Annotated in this window: 22 protein-coding genes; 10 read left to right on the top strand and 12 right to left on the bottom strand. The window is 38.0% G+C overall.

What is annotated here, in order from left to right; all coding sequences use genetic code 11:
• Positions 1-17: 17 nt before the first annotated feature.
• The 3 genes from apbC to F933_RS01170 all read right to left on the bottom strand — a co-directional run bounded on the left by apbC (position 18) and on the right by F933_RS01170 (position 2,576).
• Complete coding sequence (apbC, locus tag F933_RS01160) at positions 18-1,247, bottom strand: iron-sulfur cluster carrier protein ApbC (protein WP_005057632.1); 1,230 nt, start codon at positions 1,245-1,247, stop codon at positions 18-20.
• Positions 1,248-1,402: 155 nt separating this feature from the next.
• Positions 1,403-1,852 carry a hypothetical protein gene (locus tag F933_RS01165; RefSeq protein ID WP_005057633.1) on the bottom strand — a complete coding sequence of 150 codons (450 nt, stop codon included), beginning with the start codon at positions 1,850-1,852 and terminating at the stop codon, positions 1,403-1,405.
• A gap of 187 nt (positions 1,853-2,039) precedes the next feature.
• Entirely contained in the window at positions 2,040-2,576 is a 537-nt protein-coding gene (locus F933_RS01170; RefSeq protein WP_005057634.1) for a GNAT family N-acetyltransferase, read from the bottom strand.
• Positions 2,577-2,683: 107 nt separating this feature from the next.
• Between F933_RS01170 and F933_RS01175 the strand changes: the two genes are divergently transcribed.
• Positions 2,684-3,181, top strand: a complete 498-nt coding sequence (locus F933_RS01175; protein WP_005057635.1) for a hypothetical protein — start codon at positions 2,684-2,686, stop codon at positions 3,179-3,181.
• Positions 3,182-3,208: 27 nt separating this feature from the next.
• Here F933_RS01175 and F933_RS01180 read toward each other — a convergent pair whose 3' ends face one another.
• Positions 3,209-3,670 (bottom strand): hypothetical protein, encoded by a 462-nt coding sequence (locus F933_RS01180; RefSeq protein WP_005057636.1) that lies wholly within the window; start codon positions 3,668-3,670, stop codon positions 3,209-3,211.
• 200 nt (positions 3,671-3,870) lie between these two features.
• On the opposite strand from F933_RS01180, the gene metG reads away from it, so the two are divergent.
• The 3 genes from metG to F933_RS01195 all read left to right on the top strand — a co-directional run bounded on the left by metG (position 3,871) and on the right by F933_RS01195 (position 7,613).
• Positions 3,871-5,928 (top strand): methionine--tRNA ligase, encoded by a 2,058-nt coding sequence (gene metG, locus F933_RS01185; RefSeq protein WP_005057637.1) that lies wholly within the window; start codon positions 3,871-3,873, stop codon positions 5,926-5,928.
• A 73-nt stretch (positions 5,929-6,001) separates the two neighbouring features.
• Positions 6,002-6,445 (top strand): hypothetical protein, encoded by a 444-nt coding sequence (locus F933_RS01190; protein ID WP_005057638.1) that lies wholly within the window; start codon positions 6,002-6,004, stop codon positions 6,443-6,445.
• Between the two features lie 196 nt (positions 6,446-6,641).
• On the top strand, positions 6,642-7,613 hold the full coding sequence (locus F933_RS01195) for an MBL fold metallo-hydrolase (protein ID WP_005057640.1): 972 nt from the start codon (positions 6,642-6,644) through the stop codon (positions 7,611-7,613).
• Between the two features lie 61 nt (positions 7,614-7,674).
• On the opposite strand, the gene F933_RS01200 is transcribed toward F933_RS01195, so the two are convergent.
• The 3 genes from F933_RS01200 to F933_RS01210 all read right to left on the bottom strand — a co-directional run bounded on the left by F933_RS01200 (position 7,675) and on the right by F933_RS01210 (position 10,219).
• Positions 7,675-8,298, bottom strand: coding sequence for a LysE family translocator (locus F933_RS01200; protein WP_005057642.1), 624 nt, complete (start codon positions 8,296-8,298; stop codon positions 7,675-7,677).
• A gap of 387 nt (positions 8,299-8,685) precedes the next feature.
• Positions 8,686-9,444, bottom strand: coding sequence for a class I SAM-dependent methyltransferase (locus F933_RS01205; protein WP_005057643.1), 759 nt, complete (start codon positions 9,442-9,444; stop codon positions 8,686-8,688).
• 94 nt (positions 9,445-9,538) lie between these two features.
• Positions 9,539-10,219, bottom strand: a complete 681-nt coding sequence (locus F933_RS01210; RefSeq protein WP_005057645.1) for a DUF1345 domain-containing protein — start codon at positions 10,217-10,219, stop codon at positions 9,539-9,541.
• 183 nt (positions 10,220-10,402) lie between these two features.
• Between F933_RS01210 and F933_RS01215 the strand changes: the two genes are divergently transcribed.
• The 4 genes from F933_RS01215 to F933_RS01230 all read left to right on the top strand — a co-directional run bounded on the left by F933_RS01215 (position 10,403) and on the right by F933_RS01230 (position 14,738).
• Positions 10,403-10,951 carry a TetR/AcrR family transcriptional regulator gene (locus tag F933_RS01215; RefSeq protein WP_005056701.1) on the top strand — a complete coding sequence of 183 codons (549 nt, stop codon included), beginning with the start codon at positions 10,403-10,405 and terminating at the stop codon, positions 10,949-10,951.
• A 13-nt stretch (positions 10,952-10,964) separates the two neighbouring features.
• Positions 10,965-12,611, top strand: a complete 1,647-nt coding sequence (locus tag F933_RS01220; RefSeq protein WP_005057648.1) for an MFS transporter — start codon at positions 10,965-10,967, stop codon at positions 12,609-12,611.
• A gap of 126 nt (positions 12,612-12,737) precedes the next feature.
• Positions 12,738-13,805, top strand: coding sequence for an HlyD family secretion protein (locus F933_RS01225; RefSeq protein ID WP_228127857.1), 1,068 nt, complete (start codon positions 12,738-12,740; stop codon positions 13,803-13,805).
• Between the two features lie 66 nt (positions 13,806-13,871).
• Entirely contained in the window at positions 13,872-14,738 is an 867-nt protein-coding gene (locus tag F933_RS01230) for a 1-aminocyclopropane-1-carboxylate deaminase/D-cysteine desulfhydrase (RefSeq protein ID WP_005057652.1), read from the top strand.
• A gap of 42 nt (positions 14,739-14,780) precedes the next feature.
• On the opposite strand, the gene F933_RS01235 is transcribed toward F933_RS01230, so the two are convergent.
• Positions 14,781-15,146 (bottom strand): DUF4870 family protein, encoded by a 366-nt coding sequence (locus tag F933_RS01235; protein ID WP_005057653.1) that lies wholly within the window; start codon positions 15,144-15,146, stop codon positions 14,781-14,783.
• Between the two features lie 139 nt (positions 15,147-15,285).
• On the opposite strand from F933_RS01235, the gene F933_RS01240 reads away from it, so the two are divergent.
• Positions 15,286-16,482: a BaiN/RdsA family NAD(P)/FAD-dependent oxidoreductase gene (locus F933_RS01240; protein WP_005057655.1), complete on the top strand. Its 1,197-nt coding sequence runs from the start codon at positions 15,286-15,288 to the stop codon at positions 16,480-16,482.
• A 43-nt stretch (positions 16,483-16,525) separates the two neighbouring features.
• On the opposite strand, the gene F933_RS01245 is transcribed toward F933_RS01240, so the two are convergent.
• The 3 genes from F933_RS01245 to F933_RS01255 all read right to left on the bottom strand — a co-directional run bounded on the left by F933_RS01245 (position 16,526) and on the right by F933_RS01255 (position 18,938).
• Positions 16,526-16,708, bottom strand: a complete 183-nt coding sequence (locus F933_RS01245; protein ID WP_005057657.1) for a hypothetical protein — start codon at positions 16,706-16,708, stop codon at positions 16,526-16,528.
• Between the two features lie 212 nt (positions 16,709-16,920).
• Complete coding sequence (locus F933_RS01250; protein WP_034710279.1) at positions 16,921-18,516, bottom strand: mechanosensitive ion channel; 1,596 nt, start codon at positions 18,514-18,516, stop codon at positions 16,921-16,923.
• A 221-nt stretch (positions 18,517-18,737) separates the two neighbouring features.
• Positions 18,738-18,938 (bottom strand): hypothetical protein, encoded by a 201-nt coding sequence (locus F933_RS01255; protein ID WP_005057662.1) that lies wholly within the window; start codon positions 18,936-18,938, stop codon positions 18,738-18,740.
• A gap of 209 nt (positions 18,939-19,147) precedes the next feature.
• On the opposite strand from F933_RS01255, the gene F933_RS01260 reads away from it, so the two are divergent.
• Complete coding sequence (locus F933_RS01260; RefSeq protein WP_005056716.1) at positions 19,148-19,570, top strand: hypothetical protein; 423 nt, start codon at positions 19,148-19,150, stop codon at positions 19,568-19,570.
• Between the two features lie 82 nt (positions 19,571-19,652).
• Here F933_RS01260 and F933_RS01265 read toward each other — a convergent pair whose 3' ends face one another.
• Positions 19,653-20,414 carry a ferredoxin--NADP reductase gene (locus tag F933_RS01265; RefSeq protein ID WP_005057664.1) on the bottom strand — a complete coding sequence of 254 codons (762 nt, stop codon included), beginning with the start codon at positions 20,412-20,414 and terminating at the stop codon, positions 19,653-19,655.
• Positions 20,415-20,442: the final 28 nt, after the last annotated feature.

Here is a 20,442-nt window from a genome sequence, read left to right on the forward strand (position 1 = left end):
TTTAGTCATGCAATCACTTAGAAGATACGTTTATCATCTCGCTGACGCTGCGGTAATTTTTGCATTTGTTGTAAAACTGCTTGTGCAATATTTAAATAGCTTTCAGATGCGACATCTTTTGCAATCACACTTGGTTTACCTTGATCTGCATTCTCACGGATTTTTACATCTAAGGGTAAACGTCCTAATAAAGGTATGTCATATTGTTCAGAAAGCTGATCACCGCCACCTGTACCAAAAATTTGTTCTTCATGTCCGCAATTTGAACAAATATGAGTCGACATATTTTCAATGACACCCAGTACAGGAATGTTTACTTTATTGAATAATTCAATCCCTTTTACTGCATCCATCAAGGCAACATTTTGCGGTGTTGTGACAATGACTGCCCCTGTCACAGGGATACGTTGTGCCAACGTTAATTGGATATCGCCTGTACCTGGTGGCATGTCAATCACCAACACATCTAAGTCTGGCCATAAAGTTTGGTTAAATAATTGCATCAATGCGCCAGTGGCTTTAGGCCCACGCCAAGCAACAGGTGTATTGTTCGCACCAATTAAATGACCAATCGAAATCACAGCCATACCATAAGCATCTAAAGGAACAAAATGTTCATTCTCGATTTGTGGTGTGCGTCCAGCATTGCCTAACATGGTAGGGATACTTGGACCATAAATATCAGCATCCAAAACACCAACTTTTAAACCAAGTTGCTGTAGTGCTAAAGCAAGATTCACAGTTGTCGTAGATTTTCCGACACCACCTTTACCTGAAGATACCAAAATCACATTTTGAATGCGTGGATGTGCAGCAACATCTCTTTGTTGCGGAGCAGCTTTTTGTATTGGTGGATTATTTGGATCAACTTCAGCTTTTGGTGAAGCATCCCTCACAGGAGGTAAATTCGCATTTTCAGCTTTGGGTTTAGATGAACAACTATGCCCAGCCTCACCATGTGCAGGATTTTTCTGCTGAATAATATGAAGATTCAGCTCTTGAATGCCACACTTTTCTAAGGCATCTGCAAGTTCATCATGGATTTGTTGCAAATGATCTTTTTCTTCAGGGAATGTATTTATAGTGAGCTGTAAAATACGCCCTTGAACATTAACTTGAGTGATACGCTCTTTGAGTGCGTTTTCAGAATTTGGCAGAATATAACTTTGGAGAACTGTCTGAATTTCATCTTCCTTCACCTCTTGTGCGGGTGAAAAAACAGATTTTAGCGAAGAAAGCCACGACATTTTGTTTACTCCAAAAACAGATCAACATATCACTGAGTTTGGCTAGTTTAGCAGTATTGAAGAATTGACGCTCATATCTGGGAAGATAATTGCTCATTTTTATAGCTTAATTTCTTCTCTCGATATGAGCGTCATTCATTTAAAGATTAACCGATTTAACCTTTGAATTTATTGATGGTATCCGATGCTGCTTTTTTTAAGTCATCAATTTTAGTGCTCGCCTGAGCTTTTAAATCATCAAATTTTGCAGCAGCTTCATCTTTTAATTCAGCAGCTTTTGCTTTTGCATCATCTAGTTTGTGACTCGCTTCTTCTTTCAAATGGTCGAATTTGTCTTGAACCGCATGTTGAGTATCTTCAAGTTTAGACTTAATTTCGTCCACTTTATTTGAAAAAGCTTCTTTATTTTCAGAACTATGTTCCGAAGCATCTCTTTTTAAATCATCAATCGCTTTTTCACCTTTTAACTTCAACTCTTCAGCAGAATGTTTTAAATCATCAACTGCTTTTTCACCTTGAAGTTGCGCTTCTTTTGCTTTGTGTTTTAAATCATTACCTAAGTCAGCAGCTTGAGTTTTTAACTCGTCAATTTTTTCATTTGTCATCTTATTTCCTCACTTATAGGTAAATATATATTGTTTGGAGCAGTCTTAGTTATACCGCGTTTAGATAAGTTTTTAAGTGATTGCTGCAAATTGAAACAATTGGGATACAGGAAGATTCAAATCATTTCTGTTCGATAACCTTTTGAATTTTTAGATATAAAAATCATATAAAAGAATAACAGCAGTTTTACCCTTTAAACTCATGTTTAGATAATTCATACAGTACGTGCCAGCTTAATGGATGATTGAGATCTAAAGCAGGATGTTGAAATTCTGTGATCTTTCTCATTTTTATCTTCTCCATCACCTTTTGAGATTTTTTATTATCTAGGGTGGTAAAAGATACAACTTTTTCTAGTTTCAACTGATCAAAAGCAAAAGCTAAGGCTGCATTTGCCGCTTCTGACGCATAACCTTTTCCCCAAAAAGCTTGATCTAAGCGCCAACCAATTTCAACACAAGGTGAAAAGGAAAATTGTGTGGGTTGATCATGTAAACCCACAAAACCAATAAATTGTTGAGTTTCTTTTAATTCCACTGCCCAAAAACCCCAACCTTGTTTTTGAATGATTGCTTTTAATTTATCAATATAAGCATCACTTTCTGATCGATTAAGTATTTTCGGAAAATGCTCCATTACCTGCGGGTCAGCGCTCATCTCTGCAAAACGTGAATAATCTGTTTCTAACCATTGGCGCAAAATCAGTCTTGGTGTTTCGATCATTTTTACAACCATCAAATTTCAATTAAAAACTATTCACAATATAAACAATTAGATCAGATATACTTTTGCACTATCGTAATCCTAACTTTATTGATAAAGCTTTATCTATGAATGAAAATGAACTTTTAGAAATTCAACATGAACTTCAAGCTCAAGAAAAACGACTGAACTATATCCTGTCGAGTAAAAAAAGAATTCAAAACATGATTGATTCTTTTGAGGGTGATTTAGCAGAACAATTACTTCTCGTCATTCATAATGAGAGCAATGATTATGCTGGAATTGCAACAAGCTTAGCACTTTCGATCTGTTGGAAATTTTCAAAAGTTGAATTTCCAAAGACCGTTCATTGGTGCAGCGAAATGAGCATTAGCGACTTACAAGTTAAAGATGAATTTACCGCTGTAATTAAAGCTCAAGCTTGGCTAGGTACTCTAGGAAGTGATGAACTTTGGCAAACGCCACTCTTTGCTGAAATCACGGTTGATCCAAAAACTAATAGTTTAAAAAGCTACCACATCCACTTCTTGTCTAAAGGGAAAATCATCTCTTTAAGAAAGAACGCTAAGCAAAGTGTAACCATTAAGCAGATGCAAAGTATGTAATCCTTTGGGATGCATACTTTTTTTAAATCAAAATAGGATCATGTTCTTCTTTTGATTTACTTTATCCATCAAAAAATAACAACTGTTCGCACTCATACATCCTAAAGCCAAAATCGGCAGCATCATGAAATACAACATAATGCCGATCTTTAAAGTTGAGAAATCAATGGGGTTCACTTGATCTTCGAACAGAATCGTTAAGACCAGTAAAGCCCAAGCAATGAAGATCACAAAACTTATTTTTAAAAACTGCAATAAATCAAAAATCTGAGTGGGTAATTTCAATATTGCTAGAACAATCAAATAAAAGATAAAAGCCAAAATGAGAAGGATTGGGGTCAGATACATCATGACTTCCATGCCATCGCTCACCACATGAATAAGATGGTTCTGTCGATAATTTAAGAACAAACAAAATGGAATCACAAAACTTAAAACAGAAACTATACTTGCTGAGACTGATGAAAAAACTAATGACCAAGACCTCATTTTTATTTTCCTCTCTTTGATATTGTGATTATTCTCGATCAAACAGATGTACTTTGATTGAAGCCAAAGTGAAACTTGCATGAAGTTTAAAAATAATGATTTCTCATTAGGCTAAAGATTTCACCGATTCCTTTGTGCAAGTCGCTCTTAAGTCATGTAAAATCATCCACCTTGCAAATACGAATGAGAGAACAATATCCGTGCGTAAAATTTTAGTCACCAATGCCCTTCCTTATGCCAATGGTCCTATCCATATGGGTCACTTACTCGGTTATATCCAAGCAGATATTTGGGTTCGTGCGATGCGTGCAATGGGTCATGACGTGACTTACGTATGTGCGGATGATGCTCATGGTACAGCGATCATGTTACGTGCTGAAGCCAATGGCATCAGCCCTGAAGCGCAAATTGCCAATGTTCAAAAAGAACACATTCGTGATTTTGATGGTTTTGGTGTGCATTTCGATCACTATGATTCAACTAACAGTGATGAGAACAAGGCTCGTTCAGAAGAAATTTATATTAAGAACCGTGAAGCAGGCAATATCGCAATTCGACCTGTAAATCAGCTTTTTGATCCTGAAAAAGGTATGTTCCTGTCTGATCGTTTCATTAAAGGCACGTGCCCAAAATGTAAATCGGAAGATCAATACGGCGATGCGTGCGAAGTGTGCGGTACAACGTACAATGCCACCGAATTATTGAATCCACGCTCAACGTTAAGTGGTGCGACTCCTGTCGAGAAATCATCAGACCACTATTTCTTTAAATTGCCGAATTTCTCAGAATACTTACAAAAATGGACACGTGACCAAGGTCGTCTTCCTGTTTCGATTGCCAACAAACTAGATGAATGGTTTGAAGCAGGTTTATCGGATTGGGATATTTCTCGTGATGCACCTTATTTCGGTTTTGAAATTCCAGATGCGCCAAACAAATATTTCTATGTTTGGGTAGACGCACCAATTGGTTATATGTCGAGTTTTGAAAACTACATCAAAACCAAACGTCCTGACTTAAGTTTTGATGATTTTTGGAAAAAAGACAGCGACAAAGAAGTTTATCACTTCATTGGAAAAGACATTGTTTACTTCCATGCACTGTTCTGGCCTGCAATGCTTGAAGGTGCGAACTACCGCACGCCATCTGGTTTATTCGTAAATGGTTTCTTAACGGTGAACGGTCAGAAGATGTCAAAATCTCGCGGAACATTCATTAAAGCTGAAACTTATTTACAGCACTTGAATCCTGAATATTTACGTTATTATTTTGCTTCTAAGCTTTCTGACAAAGTTGAAGATTCAGATTTGAATTTAGATGACTTCGTACAAAAAGTGAATTCAGACCTTGTAGGTAAAGTAGTGAATATTGCCAGCCGTTGTGCAAAATTCATTAACAGCAATTTCAATAATACGCTTTCAAGCACTTGCGCTGAACCTGAACTGGTTCAAAGCTTTATTGATGCGGGTGATTCAATTGCTCAAGCCTATGAAGCACGTGAATTCTCTGCTGCTATTCGTGAAATCATGGCTCTTGCGGACAAAGCGAATCAATATATTGATGAGAAAAAACCGTGGGCGCTTGCGAAGCAAGAAGGTCAAGAACAACAAGTTCATGATGTTTGCTCAGTTGGTATCAACTTATTCCGTCAGCTTGCAATTTACTTAGCTCCAGTACTTCCAACACTTGCGGCTCAAGTTCAGTCTTTCTTACAACTTGAAAGCTTTGACTTTGCATCACGTCAGCAAATCCTCGTTGCACACGAAATTGCTCAATTCCAACCGCTTATGCAGCGTGTTGATCCTAAAGCAGTTGCAGCCATGGTTGATGCATCTAAAGACTCTTTAGCTGCTGCGGCAGAAGCGCCAAAAGTGGAAAAGAAAAAAGAGAAGAAAGCCGAGAAAAAGCCTGAACCTAAAGTGGGTGAAGCTGAGATTATTGGTATTGAAGACTTTATGAAAGTTGACCTCCGTGTAGCAGAAGTTTTAGAAGCAGCAACCGTTGAGGGTTCTGATAAATTACTTCAATTAACTTTAAATGTAGGTGAAGCTGAACCACGTAATGTATTTAGTGGTATTCGTGAGTTCTATCAGCCAGAAGATTTAAAAGGCAAATTAGTAGTGATGGTGGCTAACCTTGCGTCACGTAAGATGCGTTTTGGTATTTCTAACGGTATGGTACTTGCCGCAGGTAATGGCGAAGGTGTTTGGGTGATCTCACCGGAATCTGGCGCTAAAGCTGGTGATAAAGTGTCTTAAGATATAAAGTATAAAGGGCTTCTTCGGAAGCCCTTTTGTGTTATTTTGAAATAAATCAAACTAAATTTCATAAATGAATAAGAATAAATTCTCAACTACAGCATTTACTCGTTATGGTCCAATCATTGGAACGTTCATCATTGTGATCAGTTTCCATATCTTGATTTATTCAGACCACCCAGCTCGTTTTTTACAAGGTCTAATCACTCCAAGCGTGGTTATGCCAATGTTTGTTTTAATGCTGATTGCGATTGTAGTTGGCTATATTATTGGCTACATTCCAGCCTATATCACAGGTGAATTATTTTTACATCTATTCAAGAATAAGTTAGCGGATGCCAATTTATACCGAGTTATCACTTATGGTTGTTGTACTGGTTTTTTATGGACACCTGTTTCATTACTAATCTCACAATTTTCTCACGAATGGTTGCCCATTTTCTTATATCTACAATTTGTTTTCATTCTGCCAATTACTGTTATTTGTGCTGTTATTGAATGGAGACAATTGAAATAAGGGCTAATATTTTGAATCGAATAGATTCCCTAAAACTAGATACAAAATATATTTTTCCTTATGTACAGGCGAAACCTCTTATCCAAGAACACAATCGAAGATTATATGATTTCTTTTAGCTTGATTATTTGCTTTTAAAGAATAGGTATCCGTGCTAAAAAGTAGACAATTCAATTAAATTCGAGAATATTTATAAATGAAAAGAATAGTTGCTTTGGCTTTATTAAGCTCGTGCTTCCCTTTACTGAGCCATGCAGAAACAACCAAAACTTTACCAATCATTGAACAACAAAAGCAAGTCGCTGGTTACTATCAATATCAAGCAGGTGACATACAAATCACAGCCCTGCTCGATGGTACAAACTTTATGTCGCCAAGCTTGTTTAAAGATATTTCACCGCAACAAGTGCAACAAATTTTGAAGAAATACTATGCCGATCAAGATAAAGGCGTGCAAACATCTATCAATGCCTTCCTCGTTAATACAGGAAAATCTCTGGTATTAGTGGATAGTGGTGCAGCCAGTTGTTTCGGTGCTCATTTAGGTTCAGTTTTAAGCAATCTAAAAGCATCAGGCTATCAACCTGAACAAGTTGATACGATTTTACTCACACATCTACATCCAGACCATGTCTGTGGTATCAGTAAAGATGGCGTTGCCAATTTCCCTAATGCGACAGTCTATGTATCAGATGATGAAGCAAAATATTGGTTAGATCCAAAACAAGCGGCAAAATTACCAAAAGAGAAACAAGCCAATTACTCAGGGACAGTCGAAAAGATTAAGGAAGCCATTGCCCCGTACCAAACCAAACAACGTTTTAAAACGTATAAACTCGGTGATGAAATTCAGGGCTTTAAAGTCATTAACACGGCGGGACATACACCAGGACATTTTAGTTATGAACTAAAAACCAAAGGTGAATCTGTAGTCTTTATCGGTGATATTGTCCATTCACATACCGTGCAATTTGACAAACCTGAAACGGCAATTGAATACGATATAGACCCGAAAAAAGCGGTTCAAACACGTTTAAAGCAATTTACTAATTTCGCTAAAAATGGTCAAACCATTGCTGCGCCTCATTTGCCATTTCCGGGGATTGGACATATTTATTCTGCGGATGGAAAAAGCTATCAATGGATTCCAACTCATTTCAAAGATTAAATATATTTACTTAGGATTAACCCATCAAAAAAGCGACCTTCTTGGTCGCTTTTTTACGGTATCACTTCATCCCAAAGATCAACTTCAACCCAAGCAAGGTCATTACCCCACCTGCAACACGATCAAATACTTTCTTAAACTTTAAATATACACGGCGTGGTTTTTCCGCAGACAGTGCCACCGCAACCAGAGAATACCAACCTGCGTCAATAAAGAAACATAGCATCGGTAAAACCACATAAAAATAAGTCGGTATTTCTTTTGGCAATAACGCAGTGAAAATACTCGCAAGCACAATCGCAATTTTAGGATTACTCAACTGCGTAATGAGACCTAAACGGAAAGCTTGTGCATAGCTCATATTATTGACGCTGCCTTCTGTAGACTCCATCGGCTCTTTGGCATGTTTAATAATTTTATAAGCGAGCCAAAGTAAGTACAAACCACCAAAGATTTTTAAAGCCAAATAAGCTGAAGGCACTGCGAGCAAGATAGCTTGTAAACCCATCACAGCGAGAAAGCCAAACAACGCTGCACCCGTACCTGTGCCAAGCGCAGTAAATAAACCATGTTTACGTGAAATCGCAATCGAGTTTTTTGCCACATAAATAAATGTAGGACCGGGGCTAATCGCACCTAACATCAGTGCCAATGTAATCGAGCCTAAAATCAATATTGATTCCAAGATAAACCTCAAAATTAGAATAATTTTCCATAAATATTTTATGCGAAAAGCAGTCAAAGAAGATACTGTTTTTTTAGTCAGTATCAAATATTCAAAACACAACTATTTTGTTTAAAATCAAAAATATTAAACAAATATACAGAAAAATATCGATTCAAAATTTCAACTCAAATTTGAAATTTGCATGATTTATTTACTAGTTGGGTCAACACCATCAGCTAAAACACATCATTCAAACATGCCCATTATTTATAAACTTACTCCACTTATTTAATTAAATTTCACCTATAAAAAATCTCAAAAGGTCTATTCTAATAGGGCGTTATTTCCAATAACTATAAAAACAACACCCTGCTTATCGCTATAAATCATTAGAGTCCAAGAACTTTATTTTTTAAGCACTAAATAAATCACATCACTACTAAATGAACCATCCGATTGAATCTGATAATACTGTTGTACATGATCAGAAGCTTTACGTTGTAAATATCTGATCGTTTCAACTGCATGTACGGGTGTTTGCATACGTTCAGTCCAACTTTGGAAGTCTAAATTTAAGCGCTGTTTTTCAACTGTTTCAATTGTAAATCCAGCATATTCAGCAAAATGCATCCATTCTTCTAAACTATAATTACGTACATGACTCGGATCACGAATCGTTTCAATGGTTTGAAAGAAGATATCAAGAACAGGATTTGAGTTTCCTAAAATATCAACAATAATCACCTTGCCTTGTGGTGACAATACACGGTGAATTTCCGCCATCACCTGTGCCACGTTTTGCCAATGATGAGCTGAATAGCGTGTGATCACGCAGTCAAAACGTTGATCATCAAATGGTAAAGCCTCCGCTGCACCTTGCTGGGCAATCACATTGTCCAAACCTTTATGCTTAGCTTGTTCAGCAACGATTTTCACCATAGACGGTGTTAAGTCATAAGCAATAACTTCGTCCACCAAAGGAGCAATATGGTAACTGACATGCCCACCTCCACAGCCCAAATCCAAAACTGTTTTAATTTCATGGGACTGAATCAATTGCTGCATTTTCTGAAATTCAATGCCTTGTGCATGCACCGCACTGGTTAAATAAACCTGAGATTTATCTTGATACTGCTGTTGATTCACTTGATGTTGCGTATTCATTTCTTATCCTTGTAGTCGTTGACTCATTTAAAATAGCCGACCCTAACCAAAATAAAAAATGATCAATTTTGATAAAATTAATAAAAATAAGTTATTAATTAAAACCAATCAAACTGGCTGCAACATTGATCGCAACCGCCAAAATCATGGTATTAAAAATAAAAGCTAACACACAGTGAAAAATATTCAGATGTCTGAGTTGAGAACTGGTAATAGAAACATCGGCGGTTTGGGCAGAAGTACCAATGATATAACTGAAATAGATAAAATCGAGATAATCAGGTTGTTCCGTCTTTGGAAAATCTAGACCACCATCTGCATGACGGCTTTTTGCTAGATAAAAATCATGTGCATAATGAATGGCGAATAAGGTATGCAGCAATAACCATGTTGAGAAGATCGTGCCAATGGTCAACAAAATAAGTATGCCTTTCAAAGTGGCTTGATCTTTTGGTACGTGGCTCAGTTGTACAACTATCGAAATAAAACAGATCACAATCGCAATAAGCACTACACATAGTATTGCCCATTTACCTTCATCTTGTTGTTTGGCTCTTTGCAAAATATGAGTTGCGTCTAAATGCCACATCATTTTTAAGGTCAGAAATAAATATAACCAAATGGCGATATTCCAGCCGATCTGCAAACAAGTCGCCCATTGCCAATCCGTAAAAAAATGCAGCGCAGCATAAATCACCAACCCCAGACTAAAAGTTGCAGATAAGTATGGGCGATGTCGAATCCCCAAAGTGAATCGATTTAAAAATTGCTGCATTTCATACCTTGTTTGGTCATTTTATTTTCCAAGAGAGTGTTGTTTTGAAGCAACTCTATTTTTATACATCAGCTTTCTAAGTTATATTTTACCTTAATTAAACAAAACAATATGTCTCATGTTATTTACTTCGGACAAAAATGTCCGTTAAATATCATTTAAGTTCCTTAATCCTTTGCATCTATGATCAAACGTCAGCAATTGGCAGCACATAATCGTGATGAATTACTCAATGCAGCGGAAGAAATCTTTCGCAAGCAAGGCGTTCATGTACCTTTACAAGCCATTATTGATCATGCAGGTGTGGGGCGAGCAACCTTTTACCGTAACTTCGCAGATCGGAAGGCTTTAATTGCTGCATTACTCGAAAGAGCGATCACCCGTTTAGAGCAAAGGGCTGAGGCTTTACTTGAATTTAATGATGGTTTTATTCGCTTAATTGAAGGACATATCGAACAACTCCCCCATTTGGTCGTACTGATTGATTACTGGCGTATCATTGATCGCGAAGACCCAATCATGCTAAACATTTATGAGCGACGAGATAAAGCATTACAACCTTTAATTGATAAAGCGATAGAACATCAATTGTGTCGCGCTGATCTGACACCACAAGATTTTGGCATGATTACTGCAATTTTAGGCTCTTCATTTCAAGGACACCATGCTTCTGATCAAGTTCGACTCGCAAAACGTGCAATAGAATTATTATTAAACGGCATTAAAATTTAGTTCGAGGAATAATATGGATAACAGCCCTCGCTATCTTGAAACTCCACCCGATTGGTCAGCCGATGAACGTCCTACGCTTCCCGGTTCACCAGCAGCAATTGCTCATGCAAAGCCAAAACGTATTGCTTATTTTACTATTGGGCTGTTTATATGTATTGCTGCAAGTTTAAGCAATGGTTTTATCATCGCTAATTTACCGATTTTCCAAGGTGAATATGGACTTACACCATCACAAGCTGCTTGGTTACCCGCCGCCTATGTGATGGCAAATGTCAGTTCAAATTTAATTCTGTTTAAAGCTCGACAGCAATATGGCTTACGTCTATTTTCAGAAATTGGCTTATTAGTTTTCATTGCTGTATTGATCTTACACATCTTTGTCAAAACCTATGAAATGGCTTTATTTGTGCGTTTTATTGCAGGTTTAGCCGCCGCGCCTCTCAGCTCGTTAGGTATGTATTACACCATGCAAGCTTTTGGTAAAGCAGATATGGCAAAAGGGATTTATCTAGCATTCGGTTTTCAGCAACTCGGTTTGCCTTTGGCTTGGATTATCTCACCATTTCTACTGAGCGCGAATCAATGGGATGTGATTTATACATTTGAACTAGGTTTGGCAATTTGTTGTTTTGCAATGGTGGTGGCATTAAAACTGCCTCGAAGTATGCGTCTCGCTGTTTTTGAGAAACAAGACTTTTTTACTTTTGCGCTACTCGCTCCGGGTTTCGCCTGTCTATGTATCGTGTTAACACAAGGTCCTATTCATTGGTGGTTTGATAGCCCTTGGCTGGCTTATACCTTAATTATCGGCTTTTGTTTAATTGTATTGGGTTTAACCTATGAACATTACCGAACCAATCCCCTGATTATGACTCGTTGGCTCGCCGCAGGTGACTTACTCAGCTTTGTAGTGAGCGCTTTTGCTCTGAGACTATTAATGTCAGAACAAAGTTATGCTGCTGTCAATTTTTTAAAAACAGTCGGTATGGGTCCTGATCAATTTGTTCCATTGTATGTGGTTATTTTCTGTGGAACGATTTCAGGTTGTGTATTCAGTGCTTTAACCTTTCATCGTGAACGATTGATTTTAAATTTATTTCTTGCAGAAATTTTAATTCTGATCGCCTGTGCTTTGGATTATCACTTAAGCAGTGATGTACGACCTGCCAATTTTTATCGTAGTCAATTCTTGGTGAGTTTTGCAGGTGGCGTATTTATTGGTCCACTGTTATTGATGGGTTTTATGCGTACCTTACAACGTGGTCCTCAATATGTTGTGACCTTTATTGTATTGTTCTCAGCCACACAAAACTTTGGTGGTTTAGTCGGTTCATCATTTTTTAATACCTACCAACAACGCCAAACTTATGATTATAAAGTTGAGATTAATAGTCATCTCAACCCTACAGATCCGTTGGTTGCACAGCGTTTGCAAGCCTATCAACGAAGTGCAATGCTCAGTAGCAATGATCCTGTTTTACAAAACAATCAAGCCTTACAGAATTTGAATAAAGTGGTGATGCGTGAAGCCCAAGTGCGTGCCTATAACGATGTGATTGTACTCAATGGCATCTTTGCCGTTGTTTTACTGTTATGGGGCCTATTTAAATATGCGCGTAATCAGTATAAAACGCGAAAAAACCTGCAAACAGCAAGTTAACTTTCATCGTATTTGATTGAGAAAGAGATTATGTCTGAACAAGAAAATTCTGAAAAGAATAAAGCTGAAAAGACTGAGCAGAATATCAATGCTCAGACTGAAAAAGCGCCCGAATCTGTGCCGAAAATGCCACCACCGCCCCCACCTACAACCAGCAAATTGATTAAAACCAAACGCTCAACCTTATGGTGGATGCTTTTAGTTCTAATCGTGGGCGTTACGATTATTTTATGGGCGTGGCGGATTGGTCCGTTTCATACGGCGATTGAACAAACTGACAATAGTTACGTGAAAGGAAAAACTACTATTCTTTCCTCACAGATTAACGGCTATATCAAAGATGTTTTAGTCAAAGACTTTGATCAGGTCAAACAAGGCCAAGCCTTGATGCATATTGACGCGACTACCTATGATCAAAAAGTCACGCAGGCAGTTTCAGGCGTCGATCAAGCAGAAAATAGTCTAGCCAATCAAACTCAAGCGATTGCTCAGCGTCAAGCAGATGTTGTCGCTGCACAAGCCAAAATTGATCAAGTCAAAGCACAATATGATTTATCAGTCGCACAACTCAAACGCTATCAGCAACTTGGAGATAGTGGCGCCGCCTCAAAATCTGAACAGGACAAGGCTACTGCGGATGCGCAAAATAATCTAGCTTTGCTTAAACAAGCGCAGGCGAATATCCTCGTGGCGCAAGAAGCATTAAAAACGGCACAAGTCGCGCAAGCTGGACTAAAAGCACAAGTGAATAGCGCACAAGCGCAATTAGATCAAGCCAATACCACAAAGGATTACAGCACGATTGTTGCACCGTTAGATGGACAACTGGGTGAGGTCAATCCACGAGTAGGTCAATACGTGGCGGCAGGAACACAATTATTGTATTTAATCCCGAAACAAACATGGGTGATTGCAAACTTTAAAGAAACGCAAATTGCCAATATGAAAATTGGGCAAAAAGCGTATTTTACTGTGGATGCCATGAATCATCAGAAATTCACAGGGCATGTTGAGCAAATTTCCCCTGCAGCAGGTTCCGAATTTAGTGTACTAAAACCTGATAATGCCACAGGTAACTTTACTAAAGTGGTGCAACGGATAGCAGTACGGATTGCGATAGATCCAAACCAAAAAGGCATCGAAAATTTACGTCCGGGTATGTCCGTGATTAGCTCTGTAGATACCGACTCTTAATGCAGTACTGACATTCTCAATCAAATACATTTACAATGTGATCAAATCCAATTCCAGTTTATTCAAATGTTTGATCACATCGCTTTTCCAACACCTTATCAAACATTAGAAATTCCCTTTCCTGTGCAATTGACGGTGAAACGTCTTGATCTCATTCACCCTCAGATTTCAGGGAATAAATTTTTTAAACTGAAATACAATCTACTCGAAGCTAAGCAACAAAATTTAAATCAAGTACTGACTTTTGGCGGGGCTTACTCTAATCACATCGCTGCAACAGCATATGCAGCACATTATTTTGGCTTCCAAAGTATTGGCATTATTCGGGGTGAAGAGTTAGCTAAACAAGCATTCAATCCAACCCTGAAAACCGCACAAGATTTTGATATGCAACTGCATTTTGTTAGTCGAGCTGAATATCGACTTCGCTACGAACTTGAGTATTTACAACAATTAAAACAGCGTTATCCAAATACTTTGACTATTCCAGAAGGCGGAACTAATGAACTTGCAATACAAGGGACAAAAGAGATTCTGTCTGCTGATGATCAAGAAAATTATGATGTGATTTGTTGTGCTGTAGGCACAGGTGGCACGATTGCAGGGATCATCGAAAGTAGTTCAGACCAGCAACATATTTTAGGTTTTTCGGCACTTAAAGGTGATTTTCTTAAACAGGATATTCAAAAGTGGACCAATAAAACCAACTGGTCTTTAACCGATGCCTATTGTTGTGGTGGTTATGCCAAAACGAATTCTAAACTGTTGCAATTTATGCAGCATTTCGAACAACAATATGCTGTTCCACTAGAGCAAATCTATACAGCTAAGATGATGATGGGACTATTTGATTTAATTCAACAAGGGCACTTCCCTGTGAACGCGAGAATCTTAGCGATTCATACAGGTGGGCTACAAGGACGCATAAAATAAAAGTCACCCTGAAGTGACTTTTGATCTATTGATTCTCGCTACTTAAAACCATCCATCACCGATTGGTTTATTGTCCATAAACACCACAAGACCTTTTACGATGCGATAAATAAACCAAATCGACACTGCAAACAAGATTGGAATGCCGATGAGGACAAATGACAAGATGAAACCAATCACAGCACCGATTAGCGTGAACCAAAAGGTTTTGATTTGCCATTCAAAATGACTCGCCAACCACGTACCTTGTACTTCATTACGTTTCATGTAATTCATGATGACAGCCGCAATACTGGTCAAACCTACAAAAATACTGGCTGCATATAAACCATATGCAATTAGCGTATATTGTCTCATTTGGTCTTGGTTGTTGGGCTGAATTTCTTTTGAGAATGTATTATCGTTCATTATTTTCCCCTCTATAGAACTCAACTTTATAGCATGCCTTGATTTTAAAGGCATATTTTTTAATCAAACAATCGACGTACTCAAAAGGCTTTAAATCTTCTATAATTGCCCGCTTTTCGTATTCTATCGAGTAATGCTCATGGTTCATCAAGTTGATGTGGTTGTTTTAGGTGCAGGTGCATCGGGCTTGATGTTGGCTGCTGAGGCAGGCAAACGTGGACGTTCAGTCGTCATACTTGAAAAAGCCAATAAAGTCGGTAAAAAAATTCTGATGTCAGGTGGTGGTAAATGCAACTTCACTAATTTAGAGGTGGAGCCTTCCAACTATCTTTCAGAAAATTCTCATTTTGTGATTTCAGCCTTAACTCGTTATACCAATTGGGACTTTATTGGTTTAGTCTGTGAATATGGCATCGAATACGAAGAACGTAAACACGGTCAGCTGTTCACCGTGAAAGGCTCCAAAGAAATTCTGGAATTATTACTTTCAGAATGTAGCAAATCAAAGCACGTTGAAATTCAAACACACTGCGAAGTTGAACACGTAAAAAATAAAGCAGATTCAGGTTTTATTATTGAAACCAACCAAGGCACGTATCACTGTGAATCATTAGTGGTTGCTACAGGTGGTTTATCGATTCCAACATTAGGTGGTTCAGGTTTTGGCTATGAACTGGCGAAACAGTTTGGACATCATGTATTCCCAACCCGCGCTGGTCTTGTACCTTTTACTTTTTCAGATCAATTTAAAGAGGTGACCACTCGTTTAAGTGGTAATGCATTAGATGCAACTTTGGTCAACGATCGACATCAATTTACTGAAGCACTTTTATTTACCCACCGCGGTTTAAGTGGTCCAAGTTCCTTACAACTATCTAATTACTGGCATGTCGGTGAAAGTTTTAAAATCAACTTCTTCCCAAGCCAAGATTTTGAGCAATTTTTTAAAGAGAAAAAAAAATCACAACCTAAAGTTCTACTTAGAACTTTGCTTAGTGAATTTACTGCCAAAAGTATTGTTATTGAATTACAGCAATTGATTTGGGCAGATCACAGTGAAACTGCTATTGGCAATATTAGCGATGCTCAACTAGAGCATATTGCGGCGCAATTACATGCTTATACTGTCAAACCATCAGGAACAGAAGGTTATCGAACTGCTGAAGTCACCCTCGGTGGTGTAGATACCAGTGAAGTCTCCTCCAAAACAATGGAAAGTAAAAAGCAAAAAGGCTTGTACTTTATTGGAGAAGTACTCGATGTCACAGGGCATCTTGGCGGATATAACTTTCAATGGGCATGGGCATCAGCTCAAGCCGCAGCTCAATTTGTCTGAGATGATTTAAACTCAATATCCGTTGAAATCTATGCAACAACTTTTATTTGTGTTTGATTTCTGAAGAGTTCGCCGCCTCTGTATCGGATATTTTTTGAGTACTTTTAAGAGGCTCCTCTTTGGAAGAGTTCGATTTAGCAACGACAAATTTATAAGCACTCGCTAAGAACCCAACAGTTATACCTGCAATAATAATAGGTGCGAATACTCGATTTGGCCTCTTCATTTCATTCTCCTATCGACTTTTTATTTAGAGACTATTGATAATTTAGATATAAATGAATTGCTTTTGAGGTCATTTTTTCAGTAAAAGCATTGAGCTTGGCTTAAAAATGCGCACTACAGTCCCACAATTAATGACAATAGTATTGATACAAACAAAACGACCACTCTACTTAGAGTGGTCGAATTGCTCAAAAAAATCAAAGATTATTTTGACTATTCATCCGAATACGGTGGAGATGGTGGCGTCGGATTAACTGTATTGGTTGGGGTTGGTGATGTTGGATTGATAGGAGCCGAAGTGGTCGTTTCAGTTTTATGTAATGGATTTGGTTGTTTAGCTTCAGTTTTTGCTTTATCTAACAAATCTGTAAGTAAACGTTCAGCAGGCTGACGTCCGCCTAGACCAAATGCCAACGCAAATGCGACGGCTACAGAACCCAGAGTTAAACCAAATGCAAGATTAACAATCGAGTCCGCAATACCCATTGCTTTGAGACCCATCGCAATCACTAAACCCATAATTAAAATACGAACGAGATTACCTAACCAGCGTGAACTGTTATATTCACCACGCTGAACTACATTGGCAACCACATTAGCCAGCCAGAAGCCGATTACTAAGATTACAGCACCTAACAGGATGTCTGCACCGAATTGAATAAACATCGCAATCAATACGCTGACTTGTTCCAAACCAAGTCGATTCGCTGCTTCGGAAACCGCAAAGAGCATTGTAAAGAATACGATCAAGTAACCGATAATGTCAGAAACGCGCGTTTGACCAAGGAAGCGTTGCAGATCAAGCTTCATTGGTACTTCGTCTACGCCTGCACCTGAAATTAACTCAGCCACCAAACGTCCAACAAATCGTGAGACAATATAAGCAACAATCAGGATTAAACCAGCAGCGATAATTTGTGGAATAGCGTGCATGATTTCATTAAGCATTGCCGTAGCTGGTTGTGAAATTGCATCAATACCAAGTGCTTCGAATGCCACGATCAAAGTGGTAATGATGATAATCGCAAACACAAATGAACCTAAGAATTTAGAAACATTTGAATTTTTGAATAAACCCACTTTTTCTGCTTGAGCTTGTAAACCTAAACTATTACTTAAACCTTCAACAATACCGCGAACAATTTTTGCAAGAATATAGCCCACAAAAATGATCACACCGGTGATGAATAGATTTGGTAAATAAGCAATCGCTTCATTCACCATATTCTGTACAGGAATTAATAGTCCAGTTAAGCCTAGAATTGATAAAACGATTGGCAAGAAAAGTAATAGAACTAACCAATAAATAATCTCGGCAATATTAGAGCTAACAGAACTAACGCCAACTTCATTGCTCAGCTTTTCATCTAACTCAGTTCTTGCTAAAACATTGGTCAAGCCCGCTCGAACTAAACGCGCAATAATCCAACCGATGAATCCAACAGCAACTGCGGCTAATAAGTTCGGAATATAAGCCAGTACACGACCGACCATATTACTAAATGGATCACTCACACCACTGATATTTAAAACGTTTAATGCGCCAACAACAGCAAGAATCATTACAAACCAAAAAACCAGCTTCGAGACTAGATTTTCAATATTGGGTGTTCGACCTGTTGCAGAAGATAATCTATGGTTGGTATCAAGTTTTTGCAGTAATTTTTTTACTCCAGCAGCCACAATTAAAGCAATAATCCAACCTAATAAAAGGATGACAATTGCAGCAAGAATTGGCTGAAACTGATCCCAATAATACATCGCGTCAAACCCTCCTCTTTGGGAGGGATCACTAAAAAACTCATTCATCATTGTTATCCTTATATTGTGTTTTTAACTCTTGATAAAACCACTTATGATTTATCTATAAATAAAAATTAATTTATAGGTGCTCCAACCTTAATTTCTGTATTTTTTTCAATCAATAAATGGCATCACTAATACAACAAAAATTACTCATAATTTTGCAAAAAAGCCCACCAGTTCACACCAATGGGCTTTTAAAAACGAATATTGGTCTTAAAAGGTGTCTATGCATCCAAAAGTACCGACTGCAAATTAAGCATAACTGCTTGAGCAGCAGGATTAGCTGAATGATCAGCCACCATGTATACAAGTAACGCAACGAGAAATATCCCAACGATAATTAACATATAAACTGGAAGTTTCCTTTTGCGTGCAACTTCTTCCTTACTTGCCACGTGAGGTTGTGGCTTACTGAAATCATGCATCGTAGCTTGCCCTCATCCTTTTATTTTCTTAGGCTTTTATCTTAACAATACACTGTGTTGCTTTGTGTGAAGAAGCTTCGGACTATCGTTGTTTTGGTTGCAGAACTCTACTATTTATCTTTAGATTTTTTGTTTATTATATAGGCGATTTTAGAATGTGGTAAAAATAAGCTATAATATGCGCCCTCGCTTCTAAATTGTCCCGCTTTATGTCCTACAGCCAAAAAAGTGTTTCTCTTGAATTAGACACTGATGTTACACATCAATGTTTTTTACATCACACACGTGACGAACATTTAATTGGAATTATTGAGTTCAATAAGCCGAGCTACATCTTAAAATGGGGAGACTTAGAGTATTTCCGTCGTCGCACTGAAGAGTTTTCAGTCATGCCATTGCCAGATTGTATTAATGCGATGATTGTAGATATTCGTAATGTTCAACCTTTCTTAGACAACGAAGTACCGATTCTTCCTTGGCGTTTACTTGAAGAAGATTGCCCTGTCAGATTGGTTGTTCCTCAAGATCGATTAGAACATTATATTGGTATATTTGAACCGACTTGGTTAAGCACCGATGTGGATACAGCGATTCAAGAAATTCGCGAATTTGTGGATATGTTTGTTCACTAAAACATATCCTCCCCGACATACCAGTTCTACATTTTCACTTTTACTGTTTTAGTAACATCTACGAAACGACAATCACTGCTCATTACCAATAATTTTCGACCGCAATATTACCTTCGCCTCGACGATTCATCACCAACCCACGCCCCTTTAACGCTTCTTTGGTATCTTCAACCATTTGAGGATTACCACAAAGCATGATGTGGCTACTCGCTGGATTAAATGCTAAATCTGCAACTTTTTCTAGCTCACCATTCTCAATTAAAATTGGCAATCGATCATGCAACTTTGCATTTGGATCACGAGTAATAATAGGGATAAACTTAAATCCAGAATGCTCGGCACCAAAAATATCCGCAATTTCTTGGATTCGATCTACATAAGCAAGTTCTGATGCAGTCCGCACGCTGTAAACTAGATGAATATGTTGATATTTAGTCCATGTTTCAAAATCTTGTAGCATAGATAAGAAAGGTGCTAAACCTGTTCCAGTTGCTAACAACCATAAATCCTGCGGTAAAGGCTGCTGATAACGGGCTAAGGTTAAATAACCATAAGAGATTTTCTCTAGATAGAGTTCATCGCCCACTTTTAAATGCTGTAAATTTGAGGTAAATGCGCCATCTGGAACTACAATTGAAAAAAACTCCAGTGTTTCATCAAATGGCGAGGAAACAACCGAATAGGCACGTATCACTAGTTCACCATCAACCATTAAACCAATACGTGCAAATTGCCCAGCAGTGAATTTAAAGTGAGCTGGACGAGTCATGGTGAAACTAAAGAGATTATGTGTCCAACGGTGTACAGATAAAACTTTTTCTACGCTAAATTTTTCAATTGACATGATTTGAACGTGGCACGAAACAGTAAGC

The sequence above is a fragment of the Acinetobacter beijerinckii CIP 110307 genome (assembly GCF_000369005.1).
In the GTDB taxonomy this organism is placed as follows: domain Bacteria; phylum Pseudomonadota; class Gammaproteobacteria; order Pseudomonadales; family Moraxellaceae; genus Acinetobacter; species Acinetobacter beijerinckii.